This window comes from Pseudomonas izuensis (genome assembly GCF_009861505.1).
Lineage (GTDB): Bacteria > Pseudomonadota > Gammaproteobacteria > Pseudomonadales > Pseudomonadaceae > Aquipseudomonas > Aquipseudomonas izuensis.
Map to the genome: position 1 here is coordinate 71600 of NZ_WTFT01000003.1, position 23056 is coordinate 94655.

At 59.4% G+C, this 23056-nt stretch carries 19 protein-coding genes; 9 read left to right on the forward strand and 10 right to left on the reverse strand.

Annotated features, from left to right (window positions below; all coding sequences use genetic code 11):
• Window positions 1-83 precede the first annotated feature (83 nt).
• The 3 genes from GPL81_RS02145 to GPL81_RS02155 all read right to left on the reverse strand — a co-directional run bounded on the left by GPL81_RS02145 (window position 84) and on the right by GPL81_RS02155 (window position 8067).
• Window positions 84-2831, reverse strand: coding sequence for an O-linked N-acetylglucosamine transferase family protein (locus GPL81_RS02145; protein WP_160105005.1), 2748 nt, complete (start codon window positions 2829-2831; stop codon window positions 84-86).
• Window positions 2832-3126: 295 nt separating this feature from the next.
• Window positions 3127-6174, reverse strand: a complete 3048-nt coding sequence (locus GPL81_RS02150) for a beta strand repeat-containing protein (RefSeq protein WP_160105006.1) — start codon at window positions 6172-6174, stop codon at window positions 3127-3129.
• 375 nt (window positions 6175-6549) lie between these two features.
• Window positions 6550-8067 carry a nucleobase:cation symporter-2 family protein gene (locus GPL81_RS02155; RefSeq protein WP_160105007.1) on the reverse strand — a complete coding sequence of 506 codons (1518 nt, stop codon included), beginning with the start codon at window positions 8065-8067 and terminating at the stop codon, window positions 6550-6552.
• A gap of 245 nt (window positions 8068-8312) precedes the next feature.
• On the opposite strand from GPL81_RS02155, the gene GPL81_RS02160 reads away from it, so the two are divergent.
• Window positions 8313-8594, forward strand: a complete 282-nt coding sequence (locus GPL81_RS02160) for a BrnT family toxin (RefSeq protein ID WP_160105008.1) — start codon at window positions 8313-8315, stop codon at window positions 8592-8594.
• Window positions 8595-8597: 3 nt separating this feature from the next.
• Complete coding sequence (locus tag GPL81_RS02165) at window positions 8598-8924, forward strand: BrnA antitoxin family protein (protein ID WP_160105009.1); 327 nt, start codon at window positions 8598-8600, stop codon at window positions 8922-8924.
• A 63-nt stretch (window positions 8925-8987) separates the two neighbouring features.
• On the opposite strand, the gene GPL81_RS02170 is transcribed toward GPL81_RS02165, so the two are convergent.
• Window positions 8988-9815 (reverse strand): arylamine N-acetyltransferase family protein, encoded by an 828-nt coding sequence (locus tag GPL81_RS02170; protein ID WP_160105010.1) that lies wholly within the window; start codon window positions 9813-9815, stop codon window positions 8988-8990.
• 112 nt (window positions 9816-9927) lie between these two features.
• Entirely contained in the window at window positions 9928-10722 is a 795-nt protein-coding gene (locus GPL81_RS02175) for an exodeoxyribonuclease III (RefSeq protein ID WP_160105011.1), read from the reverse strand.
• 175 nt (window positions 10723-10897) lie between these two features.
• Between GPL81_RS02175 and GPL81_RS31310 the strand changes: the two genes are divergently transcribed.
• Complete coding sequence (locus GPL81_RS31310; protein WP_246218871.1) at window positions 10898-11212, forward strand: hypothetical protein; 315 nt, start codon at window positions 10898-10900, stop codon at window positions 11210-11212.
• 55 nt (window positions 11213-11267) lie between these two features.
• Here GPL81_RS31310 and GPL81_RS02185 read toward each other — a convergent pair whose 3' ends face one another.
• The 4 genes from GPL81_RS02185 to GPL81_RS02200 form a co-directional block, all read right to left on the reverse strand.
• The gene (locus tag GPL81_RS02185; protein ID WP_160105013.1) at window positions 11268-12674 is read right to left on the reverse strand and encodes a DUF1254 domain-containing protein; all 1407 of its coding nucleotides are present in this window, start codon (window positions 12672-12674) and stop codon (window positions 11268-11270) included.
• Between the two features lie 143 nt (window positions 12675-12817).
• Window positions 12818-14389, reverse strand: a complete 1572-nt coding sequence (locus GPL81_RS02190) for a sensor domain-containing diguanylate cyclase (RefSeq protein WP_160105014.1) — start codon at window positions 14387-14389, stop codon at window positions 12818-12820.
• Between the two features lie 250 nt (window positions 14390-14639).
• Window positions 14640-15428 (reverse strand): lipopolysaccharide biosynthesis protein, encoded by a 789-nt coding sequence (locus tag GPL81_RS02195; RefSeq protein ID WP_160105015.1) that lies wholly within the window; start codon window positions 15426-15428, stop codon window positions 14640-14642.
• A gap of 94 nt (window positions 15429-15522) precedes the next feature.
• Window positions 15523-17274, reverse strand: coding sequence for a L,D-transpeptidase family protein (locus GPL81_RS02200; protein WP_160105016.1), 1752 nt, complete (start codon window positions 17272-17274; stop codon window positions 15523-15525).
• A gap of 83 nt (window positions 17275-17357) precedes the next feature.
• Here GPL81_RS02200 and GPL81_RS02205 point away from each other — a divergent pair, with 83 nt between their 5' ends.
• From GPL81_RS02205 to GPL81_RS02220, 4 genes are all read left to right on the forward strand, one after another.
• A complete protein-coding gene (locus GPL81_RS02205) occupies window positions 17358-18062 on the forward strand; it encodes a murein L,D-transpeptidase catalytic domain family protein (protein WP_096512588.1) in 705 nt (234 codons plus the stop codon).
• A gap of 103 nt (window positions 18063-18165) precedes the next feature.
• A complete protein-coding gene (locus GPL81_RS02210; RefSeq protein ID WP_160105017.1) occupies window positions 18166-19863 on the forward strand; it encodes a copper resistance system multicopper oxidase in 1698 nt (565 codons plus the stop codon).
• Between the two features lie 10 nt (window positions 19864-19873).
• Complete coding sequence (locus GPL81_RS02215) at window positions 19874-20776, forward strand: copper resistance protein B (RefSeq protein WP_160105018.1); 903 nt, start codon at window positions 19874-19876, stop codon at window positions 20774-20776.
• A gap of 176 nt (window positions 20777-20952) precedes the next feature.
• Entirely contained in the window at window positions 20953-21720 is a 768-nt protein-coding gene (locus tag GPL81_RS02220) for a transporter substrate-binding domain-containing protein (RefSeq protein WP_425502509.1), read from the forward strand.
• Window positions 21721-21806: 86 nt separating this feature from the next.
• Here the strand turns inward: GPL81_RS02220 and GPL81_RS02225 are convergent, their stop codons facing one another.
• Entirely contained in the window at window positions 21807-22025 is a 219-nt protein-coding gene (locus GPL81_RS02225) for a hypothetical protein (RefSeq protein WP_096512594.1), read from the reverse strand.
• 358 nt (window positions 22026-22383) lie between these two features.
• Between GPL81_RS02225 and GPL81_RS31035 the strand changes: the two genes are divergently transcribed.
• A complete protein-coding gene (locus GPL81_RS31035; protein WP_177435564.1) occupies window positions 22384-22530 on the forward strand; it encodes a hypothetical protein in 147 nt (48 codons plus the stop codon).
• A gap of 6 nt (window positions 22531-22536) precedes the next feature.
• Window positions 22537-22956, forward strand: coding sequence for a type II toxin-antitoxin system YafO family toxin (locus tag GPL81_RS02230; protein ID WP_160105020.1), 420 nt, complete (start codon window positions 22537-22539; stop codon window positions 22954-22956).
• Window positions 22957-23056 lie beyond the last annotated feature (100 nt).

Sequence of the window (23056 nt, forward strand, 5' to 3'; positions counted from 1 at the left end):
CTTTTTTGTGGCTGGAGCATGCGAATAAACAAAAACGCCCGAGGCATTTCCAATGCCCCGGGCGTTTTGCATTACCGCTGCGCTTATTTGCGCCGCGCGTACAGTTCCATATGAGCCCTGTAGCGATTCGGGATGGCCATGTCGACCACCTCGAAATGACATTCGGCCAGCAAGGCAATCAGGCGCTCGCGGCTGAAGTGGTGAAAGTTCTCCAATTCCTGCCAATACGGATTAGCGCCGGCCGCATCCATGACTTTCCAGCTCGAAGAGTTCAGATCCGGTAGGCCAAGTACCAATACACCACCCGGGCGCAGCAGTTGTGCGGCTTTGAGCAGCGCCTCCCGTGGATAAGCCACATGCTCCAGCATATCCATCATCGAAATGACATCGAAGGTGGAATCGAACAGGTGGACCATGAAATCCTGATGCACGGCATTGAAGCCCAACTGCCGAATTCGCGTGACAGGCTCCTGGCGTGTATCCAGGCCTGCACTGGCAAAACCGTAGTCAGCCGCCAGCATGAGCAACGAACCGTCGCCGCAACGGGCATCCACCCAGGTTGGCTGGCGGGACGAGCCCAGCACTGCACGGTAGCCGCCCAACACATTCACGACCTTATCCACCACTGGCGCCCAGGCCGTCCGCCTGGCGTCGTAGTTATCGGCAGCAATGACCAGCCGATTGGCGTCGGCCTTGCGCGCAACTTCGGTAACGCCCGCCGAGGTCCAATGGTGACGCGTATGCACATGCCCGCATGACGCGCATTTCATCCACTCAAGAGAAGGCGGCAGAGCGGCATGCCACAGTTCATGCCCGGTGCAGTTGGCAAACCCCAGCGCCTCGCTGCTGCCCTGGCACAACGGGCAGGCCGGATAGGTTTCTTGCAGTGGCGTGGCGACTGCCTCGACTTTCGCTTGATCGATGCTCGGCGGTTCGACCGGCCCACAGTCCGGCACATCGATATGGGCCCCCTTCTCGCCTGGACGATGCTGACGGGTCATCATCTCGATCGCCGTTTCGAAGTTACGGGTAAACCGCAACGTATCAAACAGCGGTGTCGTCAGGCGATTGGCAATAACTTTGGTACGCAACGCTGTCCGGTACCCGGCATCGGTGCCGATGCGCCTGGCGATGCGCACCATGTCGTCATGGTCGACACCCACCAGCTCCGGCAGCTCCATGGCATTGAGCAGGCTCTCGCTGACCCGCGACGAGAAATGCTTCCCGCGCGAGGTGATCACCGGAACACTGGCCCAGAGTGCATCGGAAGTGGTGGTATGGCCGTTGCACACCAGGGTGTCGAGGACAGCGTCGGCCAGTTGCAGACGGGCCAGGTGATCCTGGGGTGCGGCAAACGGAGCGAAGATCAGGCGTTGAGGATCAACGCCGGCCAGCTGCGCATAGTGGGTCAGGTTGGCAATCGCCTCGTCGCATTGGCCCAGCAGCCAGAGCACGCTGTCCGGCACTTCGGCCAATACCCTCAGCCACACGGTAAAGCTGGTGCGATCGATTTTGTAGGACTGGTTGAAGGCACCGAACACCACCTTGTCGTCCGGTAGACCGTGGGCAGCGCGGTTGGCCGGCTGAGCGGCGGCACTGCGTTTGCGATCGTTGCACTGGTAGGTGTGCGGCAGGCGGCAGAACGCTTCGGGATAAAAAGGTGTGCTGCTGTCAGGCGTAACGAAGCGGTCCGAGACGATGTAGTCGATATCGTTGTTCGCTGCGCTGCCCGGATAGCCCAGGTAAGCCACCTGCAGCGGTGCCGGCCGGTAAGCCATGATGCCCGGACGACCACCGCCGGTGTAGAGCTTCAGATCGAAGAGGATATCCAGCTGGTCGGCGGCGATGCGCTCGGCGGCCTGCTGGTCGCTCATGGAGTGAATGGCGACCAGATGCTCACAGCCATTGATGAAACGCTGGCGATACTCGGAAATATCAAAAGCACTGTAATCGTAGGCAAACACTTCGAAGCGATCACGGTCGTGGGACTCGAACAGCCCGGCCATCAGATGCATGGTCGCGTGATTGCGAAAATCGCAGGAAACGTAACCCAGGCGAATCCGCCTGCCCTGGCTCGGAGCGACAGCCTGCACCGGCAAAGGCTCGGCCGCCGGCACCATGCGCTTGACATAGGCCTTGGTCACACCAAGGTTACGCGCTTCGTCCGGGCACCAGGTCAGGTGTGTCAGCGGGTATTCCTGAGGCGCATCGAATACGCCCTGATCGTACCAGGCACCGATCTTTTGCTGCAGGGCCTCGACCCATTCCCACTCGCAGGTGAAGCGCGCGGGTACCAGGGCCGCGCCCACCACCGCAGGGTCTTCGGGCGCCAGCTCAATGATTTTCTTGAAGGCGCCGGAGGACTCTGCGTAAAGGTCATTGCTTTGCAGGAGCAGGGCTGCGTGGGTCAAAAGCCTTGGGTTGGAACTGACCGTCAATTGGCGGCGGGCGAACTCGATGCCCTCCTGCTGGCGGTTGGCGTTGAAGTACGTGGTGATCAGCGCGTCCAGCACTTCATCGCTGTCGGGGGCTTCCTCCTGGGCCTTGAGCAGGCACTGCAAGGCGTCGTCAGTGCTGCGCATGGCGGCCAGCAACACGCCGGCGGCCAGCCAGTTGCGCACGCCGGCGCCCTTCTCGGCCGCTTGCTTGAACACCGCCACCGCTTCGACAAAGCTCCCGGTCAGGCGCAAGGCTTCGGCCTTGAGCCCAAGCAGGGCGGGATGTTCCGGCTGCTGGCTCAGCAATTGATCGAGTTCGGGCAAGGCCTCGGCAGAACGGCCGCCAGTGATCTGTTCGAGTAGCGCCGCAAGACGCCCTTCTGGATTGGTCATAGGGTCAGGTTTTCGAAAGAAATGATCGCGAGGTCGCGACGAAGACATCCGGCGATGTCCGGTGTTGGAAAAAAAACTGGCAGGCGGACCACGGGAGGTACCTCAGGAGTCAAAGCAGCGGCTCATCCTAAATGGGCACATCCGGATTCGTCCAGAACCAGGGGATGAAAGCAGGAGGCCGGCAGTCGCCTGCCGAACCCCCGCGTTTCAAAAGCACTCGATGCGCCGGCACTTGAACATGCCGTGCTGATGCGCGGCATGGACAAGCGTCGTTTCATGAGCCTGGGTGGCGTCCTTACAGGGTCAGATACGGGATCTGAGTTGTAGAGAGCGTACCCAGTTGGGTGGAGGTCATGGCGCCGACCTGAGTGTGGGTCAGTGCACCGACCTGGGAGGTCGACAGTGCACCGATCTGCGCCGTGGTCAGCGAGCTCACCTGCGTGGTGGTCAGGGCAGCAATATCCTTGGTAGTGATCGCTGCAACCTGTGCGGTGCTCATGGCCGCCAGAGTCGAAGTCGAGATACCCGCTACCTGCGCGACCGACAGCTGACCGACCTGAGTGGTGGACAGGTTAGTACCCAGCGCGCTGACCTGGGTGTACTTCAGGGCAGCGACCTGGCTGCTGGTCAGGCTGGTGACCTGAGCACTTGCCAGAGCGCCGGCCTGAGTTGTCGTCAGGGCGCCGATATCAGCTACCTCGATCGCCTGAACCTGAGTGGTGCTCAGGCCGTTCAACACCGAAGCCGCCAGACCCGAGACCTGGGTGGTCGACAGGGCTGCGATTTCCTTGGTCGAGATCGCCTGCAACTGAGTGGTGCTCAACCCGGCCAGCAGCGAGGTGGTCAAACCAGCGGCCTGAGCCGTGGTCAGAGCGCCGAGCTGGGTGGTGGTGAAGTTCTGGCCCAGCGAGCTGACCTGGGTGTACTTCAAGGCTGCAATCTGGCCGGTGGTCAGGCTACCGACCTGAGCGGTCGACATCGCCGTCATCTGCGTGGTCGACAATGCACCGATATCAGCGGTCGAAACCGCTGCCACCTGGGCGGTGCTCAGGCTGCCGACAACCAGGCCGGTGACCTGGGTGATGTTCAGTGCAGCGACCTGGCCAGTGGTCAGCTTGGCGGTCAGCGTGCCGACTTGAGTGGTCGTCAGCGCTGCCACTTGGGCAGTTGTCATGGCGGCGACACTGGTTGTGCCCAGAGAGCCCAACTGAGTGGTTGTCAGCGACGCGATATCACGGGTGGAAATGGCAGCAACCTGGGCAGTGCTCAGGGCAGCCATGGCAGTCGTGCTAATACCCGCTACCTGGGTGGTCGACAGTGTGCCGATCTGGCCAGTGGTCAGGTTGGTGGCCAGTGTGCCGACCTGGGTGCTGGTCAGTGCTGCAACCTGTGCAGTGACCAGAGCGCCGACCTGGGCGGTGGTCAACGAGCCCAATTGCGCGGTCGACAGGGCGGCCACGTCTTTGGTCGAGATCGCCTGAAGCTGAGCAGTCGTCAGGTTACCCAGCGCCGTGGTCGACAGGCCGGACACCTGCGCGGTGGACAGGGCAGCAATGTCCTTGGTCGAGATCGCCTGCAACTGAGCGGTGCTCAGCGAGCCCAGAACGGTGGTCGACAGACCTGCTGCCTGAGTGACGGTCAGCGCGCCAATCTGACCGGTCGTCAGGTTGGTCGCCAGTACGCCGACTTGGGCGGTGGTCAATGCCGTGACCTGGGCGGTCGTCAGAGCGGCGACGCCTGCCGTTGTCAAACCGCCCAACTGGGTGGTGGTCAACTTCGCGATGTCCGCGGTGGAAATCGCGGCTACCTGAGCGGTGCTCAGGGCGGCCAACGCGGTGGTCGTCAGGCCCGCAGCCTGCAACGTGGACAGCGTACCGATCTGACCGGTGGTCAGTTTGGCAGCCAGAGTGCCGACCTGGGTGCTGGTCAGTGCGGCGACCTGAGTGGACACCAGCGAGCCGACCTGGGCCGTGGTCAGGGCGCCGACCTGAGTGGTCGACAGTACGGCGACGTCTTTGGCCGAGATGGCCTGAAGTTGAGCGGTGGTCAGGTTACCCAGCGCGGTGGTCGACAGGCTCGCTACCTGCGCCGTCGACAGAACAGCGATGTCCTTGGTCGAGATGGCCTGCAGCTGGTTCGAGCTCAGCGAGCCCAGAACGGTGGTCGACAAGCTGCCCGCTTGAGCGGCAGTCAGTACGCCAATCTGAGTGGTCGACATTTTTGCCGCCAGGGCGCCGACCTGGGTGTTGGTCATTGCCGTGACCTGGGCAGTCGTCAGGGAAGCGACGTCTGTGGTGGCAATGGCGCCCAGCTGGGCAGTGGTCAGCGCCACGATGTCTTTGGTCGAAATGGCCGCCAGCTGAGTGGTGGACAGCGCGGCCATTGCCGTGGTGCTCAGGCCTGTTGCCTGCGTAACCGACAGTGCGCCGACCTGAGTGGTGGTCAGCTTGGCGGCCAGGGTGCTGACTTGGGTACCGGTCAACGCGCCCGCCTGGATGGTTGTCAGCGCGTTAACCTGGGCAGTCGACAGGGCGCCGACCTGAGTGGTCGACAGCGCGGCAACGTCCGTGATCGAAATGGCTTGCAGCTGAGCGGTGGTCAGGTTGCCCAACGCGGAAGTCGACAGGCCCGATACCTGTGCAGTCGACAGCAGAGCAATGTCCTTGGTCGAGATCGCCTGCAGCTGAGCAGTGCTCAGGCCCGCCAGTGCGGTGGTGGTCAGGCCCGAGACCTGACCAGTGGTCAGTGTGCCGATCTGGCCGGTCGACAGCTTGGTGGCAACGGCGCCGACCTGGGCAGTCGTCAGCGCGGTGACCTGAGCGGTGGTCATTGCACTGGCGGCCGTGGTCGACAGTGCGCCGATCTGGGCGGTCGTCAGCGCCGCAATGGCTTTGGTGCTGAATGCTGCCACTGGAGTGGCTGTCATGGCGCCCAGCACTGTGGTGGACAAGCCCTTGACCTGCGTCGCCGACAGTGTGCCGATTTGGGCAGTGGTCATGTTGATGGCCAGTGCACCAACCTGAGTAGCGGTCAGGGCGGCGATCTGGGTGGTGGAAAACGCAGCCACCTGAGTGGTGGTCAGCGCGGCAACCTGGGCAGTAGCGAGTGCGGCGACATCCTGGGTGTTCAGCGCATTCAGCTGCGAGGCATTAAAGGCTGCGATGGCGGCTGTGCTCAGCGAGACAACGTCGGCAGTCGACAGCGTGGCAATCTGGCTGGTGGTCAGGACCGCAGCCTGCGCAGTGCTGAGCGCGGCAATATCGGAAGTCGACAGTGCCGCGATCTGCTTGGTTGACAAAACGGCGATTTGAGCCGTTGACATTGACGTGACGATGGAGGTCATAGGGTTAACGTTCCTGGGAAGAATTGAGTTGCTGGCACCCTTAATCACTCTCGCATCGCCGCAAAACGAATCCACGAGTCTGTGCCATGTTCGAAGAGTTTATCGACATGGCCATTTGATACTTTAGGGATCCGGGAAACATTTAGTAACTGGCGTCGGGGCAAGCGGCAGCGGCCCGTGTCGCTTTACTGGCGCCCGCTCGCTGGAAGACTGAAAGACCTTGATTAATAAGGTTTTGTTTGTCGCGTAGCTGGGCACTTTGTGGCGATCACAAATGCAAAAGATCGCAGCCTGCGACAGCTCCTACAGGTGTACATCAATCCTGTGTAGGAGCTGCCGCAAGCTGCGATCTTTTAATCTTCCGGTTAGAACCTGTCAGACATGCTCACTGCTCTTGGCATGCAGCGCCCGCGGCTCTCCATGCCCGTGGTCTACTTCCACCACCGGAATCTCTTTCCCGTCGCAGTCATGCAGTTTGCCATCGCTGAAGTAATCCCCTTCGCGCAGGGCCGCCAGATCCTGATAACGCAAGACCCGCTCGGTCCCCGCCGCAAACACCGACTGCTGGTCGGAGTTGCCGGCCGTGAGGTGGTTGAAGGTCAGGTTCAGCACGATGGCCATGATGGCCGAGGAGCTGATGCCCGAGTGGAAGATCGTGGAGAACCAGCTTGGGAAGTGGTCGTAGAAGTTCGGTGCGGCAATCGGGATCATGCCGAAGCCGATGGAGGTGGCGACGATGATCAGGTTGACGTTGTTGCGGTAGTCGACCTTGGACAGTGTTCGAATGCCACTGGCGGCCACGGTACCGAACAACACGATCCCGGCCCCGCCAAGGACGGAGGTCGGCACGGCGGCGATGACCCGCCCCATGAATGGCAGCAAGCCCAGAATCACCAGGAACAGGCCTCCGGTGGCCACCACATAACGGCTCTTGATGCCGGTAACCGCCACCAGCCCGACGTTCTGGGCGAACGCGCTCTGGGTGAAGGAGCCGAAGATCGGTGCAATCATGCTCGACAACATGTCGGCGCGCAATCCGTTGCCCAGGCGCTTGGAGTCAACCTTGGTGCCGATGATTTCACCGACCGCCAGGATGTCCGCCGAGGTTTCCACCAGGGTCACCATGACCACAATGCACATCGACAGGATCGCGGCGAAGTGGAAGGTCGGCATGCCAAAATGGAAGGGCGTTGGGAAACCGAACATCGGGCCCTGGGTCACGGACGAGAAATCCGCCATGCCGAGGAACACCGCGATGATCGTACCGATGACCATCGCCAGCAGGATCGACAAGCGGGAGATCGTCGCGCTGCCGATCTTGCTCAGCAACAGCACCAGCACCAGTGTCACCGCCGCCAGGCCGATATTGGCCATGCTGCCGAATTCCGGGGCATGGCTGTTACCACCCATGGCCCAGCGTGCGGCCACCGGCATTAAGGTCAGGCCAATGGTAGTGATCACGATCCCCGTGACCAGCGGTGGAAAGAACTTGGTGATTCGAGAGAACACGGGCGTGATCAGCAACCCGATCAGGGACGCCGCAATCACCGCCCCCAAAATCGACTGAAACCCGCCCTCCCCACCGCTGCTGACAATCGCCACCATTGTCGCAACGCCGGAGAACGACACGCCCTGCACCAGCGGCAACTGACAACCGAAAAACGGTAAGCCCAGGGTTTGCAGCAACGTGGCCAGCCCCCCCGCAAACAATGAAGCAGCAATCAACAAACCAATGTCCGCCGGCGACAGCCCGGCAGCCTGACCAATGATCAAAGGCACCGCGACGATGCCACCGTACATGGTCAGAACATGTTGCAGGCCGTAAGCCATATTCGCGCCGACCCCGAGATTTTCGTCTTCGGGCCGTTGGTGTGAAACATGGGGCGTTTTCATGTTAGGGGGTTCCCTGGTTTTTGTTATGCGCACACTGTATGCAAGACTCAGGACAAATGTCTATAGAGTTGTATACAACTTGCCATTCAAATTATGAACAGTTGGTCATGCAGGCTGTGTGCCATCGCCCCATAAACCTTGAAATACATCCTCCCGGTCCTCTCTCCCGCGCCCGCTAGTCTTTTGAGCTCCTGGCGACCATCGAGCATGGTTGCCCTCTTTCATATACATATAAAGTATGCATAATGAAGCCATTCGAAATTCAGTATCACAAGGCAAAGAACGCAGCCAACAAACTCAAGCACAAAGGCATCAGCCTCGCCGAGACAGAACCGGTGTTCCATGATGAGTACGCACTGACCCTTCAGGACGATCACCATGATGAACAGCGCTGGATCACCATCGGCCTTGATGGCAAAGGTCGTTTGCTGGTGGTTGCGTACACGTGGCGTGATCCAAATTTCGTTCGAATTATTTCCGCGCGCCTCGCCAGCAAAAACGAGCGCCGTCAGTATCGGGAGGCTTGACCCATGAAAGACGAGTACGACTTCAGCCATGCCAAGCGTGGGGCCGTTGCCTCCAGCAAAGGCAAAACCCGAATCACCATCATGCTCGATGATGTCGTCATCGAGGCTGCACGCGCCCTGGCAGAGAGCGAGGGGTATGGCTACCAGACCGCAATCAACAACACCCTGCGCCGGGTACTGCTGACTGATCAAAGCAAAATCGCAGAATCAGACACAGTCGGACACCTCAAAAAGGGGATCACGCATTCCGAGCTGAAAACCCTGGAGAAAAAGCTTTCGGAAGCCCTCAGGGAAATTCATCGCGTGATGGAGCCTGAAGCCAGGCCCTAGGCCTGATGCAAAACGGGGCAGATTGTTTCAATCCGCCCCGTTTTTGTGTGCGTGATGACGTGCTTATTGCGGCTCGATCAGGCGCTCAAGCGTACGCATCAATGTCTCATTGGCCGACACCCGGATGCCGAATTCGTTTTCCAGCAATGCGGTCAGCTCCTGCACATCAGCCACCTGCCGGCGTTCGCTGTCGCGGCCCATGCGATGGATCGCAAAATTGCCATTGTTGAGGGTGCGTCGCCACCCCTCCCCGGTCCGCGCCACCATCAGTTGCCTGGCGAACGATGATTCGGGATGGGTCGAGACGTACCAGTTGCCGACCGAGTAATCGATATCTTCCTGGCGCTGCAAATCGAAGATGTACATCGCTCGCCACTCGTCCCCAACCTTGGCACGCAGTGTGTAGCCGTCGGCGTGCTGCTCGATGCGATAGGGTTCGTGAGGAGTGAGTTGTTCAGCCCGGCTATCGAGCAACAGGGGTGCGGTGGGCACCATGCCGCCGAAGCCGACATCGGTGATGTAGCGCACACCGTCCAGGGTCACCAGGCTCAAGCGATGCGTTCGGGCAGTCCATGCACCCTCGGGCTGGCCCATGACCACGCGGCCGCTGATGCCGCGCGCATCGAAACCCAACTCTTGAAGCAAGGCGAGGAACAGATTGTTGAGTTCGTAGCAGTACCCGCCGCGCCCTTCGTGCAGGACCTTGCGCTCTACCGATGGCAAGTCAATCAGCACCGGTTCGCCCGACAGCGTGGTGAGGTTTTCAAACGCAAAGGCGCCGGTGTGGCGCAGTTGAAGTTGACGCAAAGTCTCCAGGGTCGGCGCCGGGGGCGCATTGAAGCCCAGGCGTTGAAGGTACAGTCCACGGCTCGTCAGGCGTGTCTCGCTCATCGTTCAGTCCTTATGCACGCAGTCGACGGATCGTTCCGCCAATGGGCGTTATGTATAAGGGACGAACCGCTGTCGCCGACAATTGATTTAGCCAATCGCCCCGCCGGTAACATCAACGACGCTTTCGCGAGTCCAGTTGAATCCAGGTCGGTGCATGATCACTGGCATGGGGTTCGTTGCGCACCCAGGCATCGACGCCAGCGTCCTGCAAGTAAGGGCTCAACGCCGGATTGAGCAGCAGATGGTCAATGCGCAACCCGGAGTTCTTTTGCCAGTGCTGGCGAAAGTAGTCCCAGAAAGTGTAGAGCCGATCCTCCGGATACAAATATCGCAAGGAATCGGTCCAGCCTTGATCCAGCAAACGCTGGTAACACTCGCGGCTTTGCGGTTGCAGCAAGGCATCCTTGAGCCAGGAGCGCGGGTTGTAGATGTCCAGGTCGGTGGGAACCACGTTGTAGTCACCGGCCAGCACCACCGGATGTTCGCTGCTTTGCAGCACCTGCGCATAGCGGATCAGCCGCTCGAACCACGCCAGCTTGTAATCGAATTTCGGTCCCGGTTGCGGATTGCCATTGGGCAGGTACAGGCAGCCCACCACCACCCCGTGCACGGCGGCTTCCAGATAGCGACTGTGGCTGTCGCCCTCATCGCCCGGCAACCCTCGCCGGCTCTCCAATGGCTGCGCATCCCGCGCCAGAATCGCCACCCCGTTCCACGACGCCTGGCCCTGCCAGATCGCACCGTAGCCGATGGCCTCAAGCTCGGCGGCGGGAAAAGCGCTGTCGACCGACTTGAGCTCCTGCAAACAGGCAATGTCCGGCTGCTCGCGATCAAGCCAGGCCAGCAGGTTCGGCAGCCTGGCACGCATGCCGTTGACGTTGAAGGTCGCAATCCGCAATTTTTTCATGGTCGCCGTTCCATTTGGCCGGGTGTCAAGGTTGTGACCTCGATGCCTGACGGTGGTTGCGAGGGTTGGAGGTTTGCCTTTTTACTTCACGCACGCCACTCGTCATCCTGCCGGCACCAACCCGCCCGCCCTTCACACCAACATCAGGTAACGACTCATTTTTGGGAGACGGACCATGATGAACATCAAACTCATTTCGCTCTTACTCGCCGGATTACTGTCTGCAACGTCGCTGGCGTCCTTTGCCGCATCGGGCGATGACGCGGGTGCGACAGGCACCAAATCCCGCGCAACCAGCGGGCCCGTCATGCCGCCCGACAACACCCCCGCCTCGCCCTCGGGTGGCAATGCCGGTGATGGCGGTGCAACCGGGTCCTCAAGCGGCAGTGCCGGTGGCGCCAGCGGTTCCGGCTCTGGTTCGGGCGCCGGTGGCGGCACCGGGTCGGCAGGCGGTGGAACCGGAGGTGCTGGCGGTGGGACAGGCACCTGAACGCGTAAAGGCGACCGATGGTGAACTGTCGTCGGCTGCTTCTATTACCTGATACCTACATCTGCTTGACCGGAGGCGGGTTCCATTTGCCGTTCAACGCCTCCGCCTTCGGCCCGTACAGGCGCATGGTCAGGTTGAACGGTCCTTCAGGTGCCGGCAGCCAATTAGCCTCAAGTTCCTTGCCAGGGCTTTCTTTCTGGAAGTAGAGGTCCAGCGAACCATCGGCGTTGTTCTTGAACGGCATCCAGCTGCTCACCGCAAAACGGTTGAGCCCATTGCCGACCTGAAAGCCTTCGGGATCGTACAGGGTGATCGACCAGAACGCGTTCACCGGCGGCGCCTCCCCCCTGGGGAAATGCAGCACGTATTTGTTCGCACCGTCGAGCGCCTTGCCGTTTGCATCGCCCATGTTCAATGGATAAATCGCATCTTCGGGCAGGTTGGCGCCGAGCCCCACCTGGGCGACGACCGCGCGCTTGAGATAGTAGTTGCCATAGACGCCCATGGTATCGGTGTTCATCGACCAGCCATTGACTACCCGTGCCAGGGTTTCCACTTTCCACTTCATCAACGCCTGCGCTTCTTCAGGCACGGTTTGCAGCGCAGCCTTGATTTCAGGCTCCAGCGCGTCCATGTCGAACGGCTTGCCGGGCTCGATGCCGATGCGCTTGATCTGCGCCAGCATCGGTTGATCGGTGCTGTGGGCCGGATGCACGCTGAGCAATTCGGCGGCATAAGCGAAGTATTTGGCCGCCGGCAGGGTGTCGACCTGGATCTTCGGCGGGGTCTTCATGTCCACGGCCGGGTCGATCTGGACACTGACCGGTTCCGCGCTTTTACCGAGTCGCGACAGCGGCGTCACGGTGTAGCCCGCCTGGATCTTGTGCACGGCCGCGTAGTCCGCCTCGCCGTCGGTCTTGGTACGACCGATGACCCAGACAAAAGGCGTCGGCGCCGGCAAGTGATTCAACCCGGCAGGCACCGTGCCGCTCCAGCCCGGTGGCGTCACCAGAAACTGCGCGGCGTCGGTGCCCGTGGTGCGCCAGCCCGGCGAGGCAAACACGTCGCTCCACATGTCGAGCATCGGCAGCAAATAGAAACGCCCGGCGGTGTCCGGCGCGGAGATGACCAGCGGTTCCTTGGTCAAGTCGAGCCAGGCGATCGAATACAGGGTGTCGAAATTCGAGCGCACCACCCCTTTGAAACTCGCGGGCGGATACTGCGGCACGCTCACAAACATGTTCATCGGACCTTTACCGAACTCCTTGCCCGGCTCGATGTTGGTGAACTGCTTGCGGGTAATGTCCATGGTCAGCAGCGGGTAGAAATAAACGTAGGCTTCAACGCCAATGGCGTGGGCTTCCTCGGAAGTGATTTTCGATTGCGCGTGACTGGCCAGCGGAAAGATAGCGGAGGCTGCAAGGGTGAGAGCTACGGCTGTCAATGCTCGGGTTATCAACATGTTAGCGATCGTCCGTGCGGTGGGAACACCTGCCGAAGCCGGCAGCGCTAACGGAACTCTAGACGATCAAATGGACAGGAACTGACAGGCGGACGACCGGCTTACACAGGGTGTTGCGCAGGTGAAACAACAGGGCAAGCGCTTCAACGATCCGAACGCATCAGCGCTTCGACGCCACCCTCCATCGACAGCACGGCCGAACGATTGCGCCCAGAATGCTTGGCCTGATACAACGCCGCGTCCGCCCGTTGAACGAACACGTCCATGCTGTCCTGCCCCGTCGGCACGAACGAATAGCAACCCAGGCTGACCGTCACATAACCAATGGGCGATCCGGTGTGGCTGATGTTCTTGCCCATGACACTGCGGCGAATCTGTTCGGCAATGGTCATGGCCCCATGAATGTCAGTGTCGGGCAGCAACACCGCAAACTCTTCACCGCCGTAACGCACCGCCAAATCGGCCTTGCGATGACAGCAACCTTTCACTGCCCTCGCGACCTGGGCCAGGCAATGATCCCCGACCACATGGCCATAGGTGTCGTTGTAACATTTGAAGTAATCGATATCGAGCATGATCAGGCTCAGCGAGCTTTGCTGTCGTGCGCCGCGTCCGAACTCGATCTCCAGCGCCCGCTCGAACAACCGGCGATTGCCCAGACCGGTCAGGCTGTCATGGGTGGCGATGAGCTCCAGCGCTTGCTGAGCCTCGCGCAGATCCGCCTCGACCCGCTCACCGACACGCACCTGCCGGATGAAGACCCAACCGAACAGACCGACGCCGAGCATGACCAGCGCGACAATGACGCTGGAACGAAACGCCGTGTCGTACCAACCCGCCAGAATCGAATCCCTGGACGTTGCCGCCGAAACCACTAACGGGTAAGCCTCCAGCTGCCGGTAGCCAAACAACCGCACGACGCCATCCACCATCGAAGTAAACATCGCGTTACCGGAGGGCGCCTGGGGCAGGAGGTTCTGGAAGATTTCGCCCTGGGCCAACGACGTACCGATCTGCGACTCCACGAACGGCCGCCGCGCCAGCAGCGTTCCATCGGTCAACGCGACGAACATCGAACCGTTGTCATCAATGCTGAAGCTTTTGAAGAACTGGTCGAAGTACGACATCTTGATACCGGCCAGCAACACCCCCTGGAACTGACCGTTCCTGTCGTTCACCCGCTTGGAAACCGGAATGATCCACTCGCCATTTTCCCGGCTGCGAATCGCCGGGCCGATGTGCGCCACAGACGACACATTCTGCTGGTGGAACTTGAAGTATTCGCGATCCGCCACGCCGGGACCACGGGGCAGACTCTCGAACGAGGTCACGACCCATTGGCCCTTCTGGTCGAACAGCAGGATGCCGTGTAATTGGTCCAGCGCCTGCACCCGCCGGGCGAAGGTTTTTTGCAGGCGGGGCCTCAGAGGCGCATCGAAACCGTCGACCTGGATCCAGTCCACCAGACTGGTCAACACCAGATCGGCCTTCATGAACGTATCTTCGGCCTGCTGCGCCATCGCCCGCGTCAGGTTCGACGAGGCGACCTGGGCCTGGCTCAGGTCATGACGCCGGGATTGCTCCAGTTGCAGATAAAGCAAAGCGCACAGGCACAGACACACCGTGGCAATAAACAATACCGCTGCCTTGCGCAGCGGTATGCGTTTCAATGCAACGCCGGGGGTGGGGTGCGGGTCGTGAAAGCGTGTGGGCAAAAAAGCTCATCCTTCAAGGGCAACGCCTGGGCACCGGCCCAAAAGCCCTTAATTTTTGTGCGCGTAGTCTACGGGGTTATCGGGGATAAATGGGAGCCCCCGATCAAGCGATTCAGATACGTTGTGGTCGCCCCCTGCCTGATCGCGCATCAAGCAGAACACAATGGGCGCTATTGGAGTTTTGGCGGGTGAAATAGAGCCAGGCATAAACAAAAAAAGCGCCTGTTTGTTTACCGATCAAGGACGGGAGTCAGATGAGCCTGTCAAGCTCATCGAGCGTCACTCGAGGAACCAGATTTGTAGGGATCCTTGAGTTAGCGGATAAGTTGTAGACCTGAAAATCCTTGTTCATGACGTATTTCGACAAAATCTCAAACGACGGCAGGATTCTCGTAATGAAATGCTCATCGAGCACACAGGGAGAGGTGAACTTGCCTGCTACTTCGTAGAAGCGGCCCACCGACGGGTCCAGATCGACTCCCACCAGGAATACCTTGCTGAACCCCACGTGATAGGCAAGTTGTAATGCCAGATAAGCGACCGTGCGAGCATCAAAGAAACCGCGCTTGAGATTCTTGCTGAAACCCAGGGTTTTATTGCGGCCATTGCCGAGTTTACGGCTTCTGATCAGCTCGTCATCGCTACGGAACAGATCTCGCCATGTCAGTTTCGGCGCCCGCCTCAGCAGATACAGCTCGCCCTGGGGCTTGAGCGTGGTATGCCAGACATGGCTTTCCCATAGTGCAACCCGCTCGCTGAGACGCATGGCTTCCGTAAAAAGATCTGGCTGCTGTTCGGAAAAACCCTGATCGGTACACACATAAAAAAAAGGGTTGATACCTGTCCCGGTAAATTTCGAGATGGCACCGTTCATGGTAATCATTGGAACATCTGCGTACTTGTGCAAAGGAAAATCTTTGGCCGATGCCCCTGAAGCAATGATGAACACTGAACCTTTTTGAATGTTGCGGCACTCATCGAGGCCATGCACACGAGGCTGACCTTTGGTGAATGACGAGTTTTTATGCGCAACGACCATCTTTGAATTCCCTATCCATGCCGAACGATCATCTGTGACTCGTTTTCATTGCGATAGTTTTCATCGGAAAGCATCCGGACTTTTTTTCCGACGACTATTGCTCGCCTTTCCCTGTCACCACCAGTGGGTTTTCTGCCTGCGGTATTTCCAGGGCCGGCAGTTTCGAAGGCAAGTTCAACTGCTGCAGCACCGGAGTGTCGTAACCATAAACGTCCGGTTTGAACGTTACCCGCCCTTCTTTACTCAGGTCGACCGTCCAGTAAGCCAACAGCACCGGTACCCTGACCGGGAGCTTGATGTTTTCAGTCTTGCCATTGGCCAACTGTTTTTGAATGCCCTCGCTGTTCCAGCGTGCCGGGTCGTTGAATAACAGTTCGACCAATTGCAGCGGGTTTTCCACCCGAATGCAGCCGGAACTGGTGGCACGTACGGACTTGGCGAACAACTCGCGATGGGGCGTATCGTGCAGATAAATCGCATAGTCGTTGGGGAAGCGAATGGCCACCTGCCCCAATGAATTATCAGGACCGGCATCCTGGCGCAGTGTCAGACCGCGGGCGTTGGACCAATCGACAGTCGCCGGATCGAGCACGTTGCCATCGCGATCCAGGACTCTGATCCGGTTGGCCGCCAGGTAATCCGGGTTCTGTTGAATCTTGGGCAGCATATCCTTGACCAGAATCGTCGGCGGTACGGTCCAGGTGGGGTTGAAGGTGACGTAGGTGATCTCGGACTGAAACACCGGCGTACTGCGAATCGGCTTGCCGACCTGTACCCGGGAACGCCAGATCGGTTGACCGTCGCGGTACAGCGCCACTTTGTAGCCTGCAATGTCGACGACGACAAAAGTGCCCCGAAGCTTGTACAGCAACCACCGCGCCCGCTCCATGTTCACCCGGACCTGATCGATCCGGGCCTCGACCGGCACATTCAGCGCCGCCAGGGTCGTCGCCCCTGCCACCCCATCCGCGCCCAGGTACTGTTCGACTTGATATTTCTTCACCGCCGCGATGACTTTATCGTCGTAATCGCTGCGTTTGCTCTTATGTGGCTCCAGATACCCCCCGGCCACCAGTCGGGCCCGTAACTGGGCGACTGCTACACCGTCCATCCCCGGCTTGAGCGACTGCCCCTCGGCGACTTTCGGCCAACCGCCCGCATCCCGAACCTGACGCAACTGCGCCAGCGCCTCGCGCATGCTGCGATAAACCGCTTCTTGCGGCGGAGCTTGCGCAAACGCGCCTGCCACATCGTGATCATCGAGGGCGACGAAGAAACTGTTCACATCTTCACGGGGATCAACCCCCACCGGGTCGAAATTCCAGTGAAAATCCAGCCGGGACGGATCGACTTTACCGCGCCGCAATTGCAGCAGCGCGGTGATATAGGTGCGGGTCAACCCGATATCAAAAGCCGCCGATTGCGCCGGCGTTGGCGCGCTGGCTTGCATTGCCAGTTGCGCCTGGAGCAGCTCAGTGCCCCGGTAATCCGCAGGGTTCAAGCCATCGATTGCGGTCTCGTTCAGGCTTTTGAACAATTGGGTGACATCGCGCCCATTCGTCCAGGCGGCACGATAGTTGCGATGGGAATAGAAATCCAGGACGACGCGGTTGATGTCCGTCCGCTGGTGCTTGCGAGAAGTGAGCAGTGGCGGGAACGCCGATTGCAGAGGTTCCAGCACCGCCTGGATCGCCTGGCCGACCACATCGTCAGGCGCCGCGGACACTGTGCTAACTGGAGGAGATACCTGCACGATCGGCGAAGTTTCACCAAAAGCAGTGCCGCTGATCAGAAAGACCATAAAAAATACGCGGCTTATGACGAATAACCTTGTTAATTGCACCATGGATAATCCTTAATCTCCCGCAAATCAAAAAGCTAGCGTTCCACTCGCTGCTAGACTCGACATATTCCTGATGAGATTTACTTATGGCGCTACATCGCTTTGGCTTTCTACTCACAGCGCTGCTGTTGACGTCGGCCTTCATACCCACAGCCTACGCCGATTCGCTTGAAGTCGCGCTGGCCAAAGCTGCCCCCAATGCCAATGCCAAGGTCATCGCCCTGGCGGTACGCGCCACCCAATGCACCCGCGCCCTGGGCGCGGCCCCGGCACAAAGACTAGCAGTGATCGACTACTCCCTGCCTTCGACCGAGCAACGGTTATGGGTGTTCGACCTGAAAAAGCGCAAATTGCTGTTCCACGAACTCGTCGCCCATGGCCGCAACAGCGGCGAGAACATGGCCACCCAATTCTCTAACCAGAACGAAAGCTACGCCACCAGCCTCGGCCTGTTCCGCACCCAGGAAAGCTATCGCGGCCAAAATGGCTATTCCTTGCGCATGGAAGGCCTGGAGCCAGGCTTCAACGATAACGCCTTTGACCGGGCAATCGTCATCCACGGCGCACCGTACGTCAGTCCGGTACTGGCACGTGCCAACGGCCGAATCGGCAGAAGCCTCGGCTGCCCTGCAGTAAGGCCGGCGATTGCGCATCGGCTGATCGACTCGATGAAGGACGGGCAGTTGCTGTTTTCCTACTATCCCGATCAACGCTGGCTGAAGTCTTCTTCATACATTAATTGTGGGAGCGGCACGGTAGCGTCATCCGAAAAGACTACGACGCGTCAGTAACCAACGCCCCGCCTGTCAAAACTGTAATCCCCGCCTCAGCCTGCTGAAAGGCACCGCCCGTTAGCCTCGTCGACACGTTCACCAGGCTGACGGGAAAAACGGCATGCGCTCCAACACTTCAAGACGCACCTTCGTCAAAGGGCTGACCGCCGGCGGACTGCTTGGCGGCCTCGGGTTATGGCGCACGCCGGTCTGGGCGATTACCAGCCCCGGCGAACCACAAGTGCTGGCCGGCAGCGATTTCGAGCTGTTCATCGGCGAAACCCCGGTCAACATCACCGGCAACCCACGCACCGCAATGACCATCAACGGCAGCCTGCCCGGACCTCTCCTGCGCTGGCGTGAAGGCGATACGGTGACAGTGCGGGTGAAGAACCGACTCAGGGACAGCACCTCCATTCACTGGCACGGCATCCTGCTGCCCGCCAACATGGACGGCGTACCGGGGCTGAGTTTCAAAGGCATCGAACCCAACGGCCTGTATGTCTATCAATTCAAGATCCGGCAAAACGGCACCTACTGGTACCACAGTCATTCCGGCTTGCAGGAACAGTCCGGCGTCTACGGACCACTGGTGATCGATGCCAGGGAACCGGAACCTTTCCAGTACGACCGTGACTACGTGGTGATGTTGACCGACTGGACCGACGAAGATCCGGTCAGCCTGATGAAGACCCTTAAGAAACAATCCGATTACTACAACTACAACAAACGCACCGTGGGCGACTTCATCCACGACGTCAGCGAGAACGGCTGGGGCGCGACGATCGCCGATCGCAAGATGTGGGCCGGGATGAAGATGAACCCCACCGATCTGGCCGACGTCAGTGGCGCCACGTACACCTACTTGATCAACGGCCAGGCGCCGGACGCCAACTGGACGGGCCTGTTCCGCCCCGGTGAGAAGCTGAGGCTGCGCTTCATCAACGGCTCCGCGATGACCTACTTCGACGTGCGCATTCCCGGCTTGAAAATGACCGTGGTCGCAGCCGACGGTCTCTACGTCAAACCGGTGAGTGTCGACGAGTTTCGCATCGCGGTGGCGGAGACCTTCGATGTGATCGTCGAGCCGACCCTCGACGCCTACACCCTGTTCGCCCAATCGATGGATCGCACGGGTTATGCCCGTGGCACGTTGGCGGTGAAGGCCGGTTTGTCGGCGGCTGTACCAACCCTGGATCCGCGTCCCCTGGTCACCATGGATGACATGGGCATGGGCGGGATGAACCATGGCAGCATGGCCGGCATGGACCACAGCGCCATGGCCATGCCCGGCATGCAAGCCCATCCCGCGTCGGAAAACGACAACCCATTGGTCGACATGCAGGCCATGTCCACTTCACCCAAACTCGACGACCCAGGCCTCGGCCTGAGAAACAATGGTCGCCGGGTCCTGACCTATGCCGACCTGCACAGCACCTTCGACGATCCGGATGGCCGCGAGCCCGGCCGCACCCTCGAGTTGCACCTCACCGGGCACATGGAGAAGTTCGCCTGGTCGTTCAACGGCGTGAAATTTTCCGACGCCGAGCCGCTGCTTCTCAAATATGGCGAGCGCGTCCGGGTGGTGCTGGTCAACGACACAATGATGACGCACCCCATCCACCTACACGGCATGTGGAGCGACCTCGAGGACGAGAACGGCGATTTCAGGGTGCGCAAACACACCATCGACATGCCACCAGGCTCCCGACGCAGCTATCGGGTCACCGCCGATGCGCTCGGTCGCTGGGCTTATCACTGCCATCTCCTGTACCACATGGAAATGGGCATGTTCCGTGAAGTTCGCGTGGAAGAATGAGGCGCTACCCATGATCAGGCTCCCCCCTATAGCCTTGGCCCCCATCGCTTTGGCCCTCGTCACCCTCGGGCCGACGCTTTCGTCGGCGATTGCAGCGACCCATGATATGCAGGGCATGGACCACGGCCAGATGACCGGAATGGACCATAGCCAGATGCAGCCCATGGATCACGGCCAGATGCAGCCCGCTGCACCGACTGAAAGCCGCACGCCCATCCCGCCGTTGACTGATGCCGATCGCGCCGCCGTCTACGCAAGCCCCAAGGGCCACACCGTGCATGACAGCGCACTCAACTCACTCTTGCTCGCCGAAAAACTTGAGTGGCAGGACGCCAACGACGGCAGCACCCTGGCCTGGGATTTGTCGGGCTGGATCGGCGGCGACGTCGATCGCCTGTGGCTGCGATCCGGGGGCGAACGCACCAACGGCAAGACCGAAGATGCCGAAATCCAGGCACTCTGGGGCCACGCCATTTCGCCGTGGTGGGACCTCGTGAGCGGCGTGCGCCAGGACTTCAAACCCGGCCCCCCGCAAACCTGGGCCGCCTTCGGCGTACAAGGCATGGCGCTGTACAACTTTGAAGCCCAAGCCACAGCCTTCCTTGGCGAAGGCGGCCAGACCGCTGCGCGTCTGGAGGGCGACTACGACATCCTCCTGACGAATCGACTCATTCTGCAGCCGACCGCCGAACTCAACTTTCACGGCAAAACCGACCCGCAACGCGGTATCGGTTCCGGGCTGTCCAACAGTGAGGCCGGCCTGCGCCTGCGCTATGAAATCCGCCGGGAATTCGCACCTTACATCGGCGTGACCTGGAACCGCACTTACGGCAAAACCGCCGATTTTGCCTCCGACGAAGGCGAGGAGCACAGCGAGGCACGCCTGGTTCTCGGTGTATGGATGTGGTTCTGAATCCATTGATTGTCAGATGAAGGGGGGGGATTTTGGACACGGCGTCCGCAGACAGAAATCTGCGAACGCCAGGGATCGTTCATTTTTTAACGCCAGAAAGTTTCACTACACTCCCCCGTTCAAAACCACTCCATCACAAAAGCCCGACAACAATGAAAAACATCAACACCCCCCTGATGCTCGGTGGCCTGCTCGCGCTTTCACTTGGCGCCCAGGCTCAGGAAGGCCCTTCACACCTGGACAGCGTCATTCAACAAGGCCAACTGCGCGTCTGCACCACGGGCGACTACAAACCCTATACCTACAAAGCCGAGGACGGCGAATACTCGGGCATCGACATCGCCATGGCCCGCTCCCTGGCCGATAGCCTCGGCGCCAAGGTCGAGTGGGTGCCCACCACCTGGAAAACCCTGATGCCCGACATGCTCGCCGGCAAATGCGACATCGGCATGGGCGGCATCTCCGTCACCCTGGAACGGCAGAAAAAAGCCTTCTTCAGCACCACCCTCGATGTCGACGGCAAAATCCCGCTGGTGCGCTGCGAAGAACAGACGCAGTACCAAACCATCGACCAGATCAACCAACCCACGGTTCGCCTGGTTGAACCGGCCGGCGGCACCAACGAAGCCTTTGTCCATGCGTTCCTGCCCAAGGCGCAATTGCAGCTGCACGACAACGTCACCATCTTTCAGCAACTGCTGGACAAGAAGGCTGACGTGATGATCACCGATGCTTCGGAAGCGCTGTACCAGCAGAAACTCAAACCGGGGTTGTGTGCGGTCAATCCGACGCAGTACATGCAGTATGGGGAGAAGGCTTACCTGCTGCCGCGTGATGATATGACGTGGAAGTTGTATGTGGATCAGTGGCTGCATTTGGCCAAGGTGACGGGGAATTACCAGAAGGTATTGGGGCAGTGGATAGCGACACCCGAAGCTAAATGACAGAACATTACCTCGAACAGCAAAAAGGGCGCCCCCTCTTCAGGAGCGCCCTTTTTCATTGCGGATGTCGGGTAATTTGTTACTGATCAGTCATCGTGCAACAGGCCCGAGCTGTACTCACCGAAGCTGTTGCCGAGCGCACTGCCGTGGAAATTCATCTTGTTGGGGCTATTGGTGGGCCCCGGACCGAAGCCGGCTGACGGCACGCTTTCTTCGGAATAGCGGTTTGTCGTGCTCACTCCCGAACAGGCGCTCAACAGCACAGCACTGGTGACGAGTGCGACTTTGATGACGTTTGAGATCATTTTTTGTGTCCTGTTGGGTGGGGGTGCGATGGGTTGACCTTGTGCTTTTATCCTAGGCCTTTCGCCCGGCGGGAATGATGAAACTTTGCGGGGTGACAGCGTTGGTTCAGGGGCGTTGGGTTCTTGAAAAATCAGCCACTCAGCCAAAAACAGCTGCGTCCTACACCACGATAGGAATCGTCCGTACATTCCGCCATTGCTACGCCTTTGCCACGAGACCTATAGTCCGACCCACGCCCTCCCGGTAGTCGGGTTTGGAGACTCGAAAATTAGCCCCGAGTGCCGTCCACACGGTTTGCCCGGATCCCATTCATCCAATAAGCTGGTCAGCATGAATACACATACATTGGAGGCCCCAATGGCCACCACTAAAAAAACCGTGAAGCCCCGCAAAAAGGTCATCCACAAAGAACTGACATTCCTGGATGTTCGGGAAGCAGCGCGTGACGGGCAGAAGATATTCGATACCTTTGTGATCTCTGGCAAGCTTCCTATATCGAAGTAGGTCTGGATGCCAGCGGTCAAAATCGCAGAAGTTTTTCGACAAATAAAACATTGGGAAACGATTGCCGCACAGTTCTACAACTATAAATTGTTCGGCGATCTGCCTGCCATATTTGGCAGAGATGAAAAACTCGACCTGAGTGATATGCACCATATCCATCTCGCCAGTACAGAACAGATGCAAACTCGCTGGGCAAAAATAAGCCGTCAGTATTATCGCACCACCCTTATAGACGATCCCGAAAATGACTTTTGGCTCGTTTATGCCTATGACGACTTCAGAGATGAGTACTTGCTGCTCACGGTTACCGGCCCGGATGCTCACAATCGTATCGAGTGGGGTTCGTTCCTACGTACGATACGTAGCGAGATTGTAGAGCCCTGGATTGTTGGACAGGTTCACTGCCTTGACCTGGATGACCTTTGAAGCCTTACAAAACCGGCACTTGGCCGGTTTTTTCTGTCCGCCAGAAATTGCATAACTGAATAACCGAAAATACCGTTGTGGCATTAGTCTCGACTGCGGC

Bases quoted from the DNA above. Each gene is read 5' to 3' on its own strand.
- GPL81_RS02165 (WP_160105009.1), top strand. From the start codon at position 8,598: ATGAAAGACGAGTACGACTTCAGCCATGCCAAGCGTGGGGCCGTTGCC.
- GPL81_RS02195 (WP_160105015.1), bottom strand. From the start codon at position 15,428: ATGGTCGTTGCGCATAAAAACTCGTCATTCACCAAAGGTCAGCCTCGT.
- GPL81_RS02210 (WP_160105017.1), top strand. From the start codon at position 18,166: ATGCGCTCCAACACTTCAAGACGCACCTTCGTCAAAGGGCTGACCGCC.
- GPL81_RS02225 (WP_096512594.1), bottom strand. From the start codon at position 22,025: ATGATCTCAAACGTCATCAAAGTCGCACTCGTCACCAGTGCTGTGCTG.
- GPL81_RS02220 (WP_425502509.1), top strand. From the start codon at position 20,953: ATGCTCGGTGGCCTGCTCGCGCTTTCACTTGGCGCCCAGGCTCAGGAA.
- GPL81_RS02155 (WP_160105007.1), bottom strand. From the start codon at position 8,067: ATGAAAACGCCCCATGTTTCACACCAACGGCCCGAAGACGAAAATCTC.
- GPL81_RS02200 (WP_160105016.1), bottom strand. From the start codon at position 17,274: ATGGTGCAATTAACAAGGTTATTCGTCATAAGCCGCGTATTTTTTATG.
- GPL81_RS02185 (WP_160105013.1), bottom strand. From the start codon at position 12,674: ATGTTGATAACCCGAGCATTGACAGCCGTAGCTCTCACCCTTGCAGCC.
- GPL81_RS02230 (WP_160105020.1), top strand. From the start codon at position 22,537: ATGCCAGCGGTCAAAATCGCAGAAGTTTTTCGACAAATAAAACATTGG.
- GPL81_RS02145 (WP_160105005.1), bottom strand. From the start codon at position 2,831: ATGACCAATCCAGAAGGGCGTCTTGCGGCGCTACTCGAACAGATCACT.
- GPL81_RS31310 (WP_246218871.1), top strand. From the start codon at position 10,898: ATGATGAACATCAAACTCATTTCGCTCTTACTCGCCGGATTACTGTCT.
- GPL81_RS02170 (WP_160105010.1), bottom strand. From the start codon at position 9,815: ATGAGCGAGACACGCCTGACGAGCCGTGGACTGTACCTTCAACGCCTG.
- GPL81_RS02205 (WP_096512588.1), top strand. From the start codon at position 17,358: ATGGCGCTACATCGCTTTGGCTTTCTACTCACAGCGCTGCTGTTGACG.
- GPL81_RS02150 (WP_160105006.1), bottom strand. From the start codon at position 6,174: ATGACCTCCATCGTCACGTCAATGTCAACGGCTCAAATCGCCGTTTTG.
- GPL81_RS31035 (WP_177435564.1), top strand. From the start codon at position 22,384: ATGGCCACCACTAAAAAAACCGTGAAGCCCCGCAAAAAGGTCATCCAC.
- GPL81_RS02175 (WP_160105011.1), bottom strand. From the start codon at position 10,722: ATGAAAAAATTGCGGATTGCGACCTTCAACGTCAACGGCATGCGTGCC.
- GPL81_RS02215 (WP_160105018.1), top strand. From the start codon at position 19,874: ATGATCAGGCTCCCCCCTATAGCCTTGGCCCCCATCGCTTTGGCCCTC.
- GPL81_RS02160 (WP_160105008.1), top strand. From the start codon at position 8,313: ATGAAGCCATTCGAAATTCAGTATCACAAGGCAAAGAACGCAGCCAAC.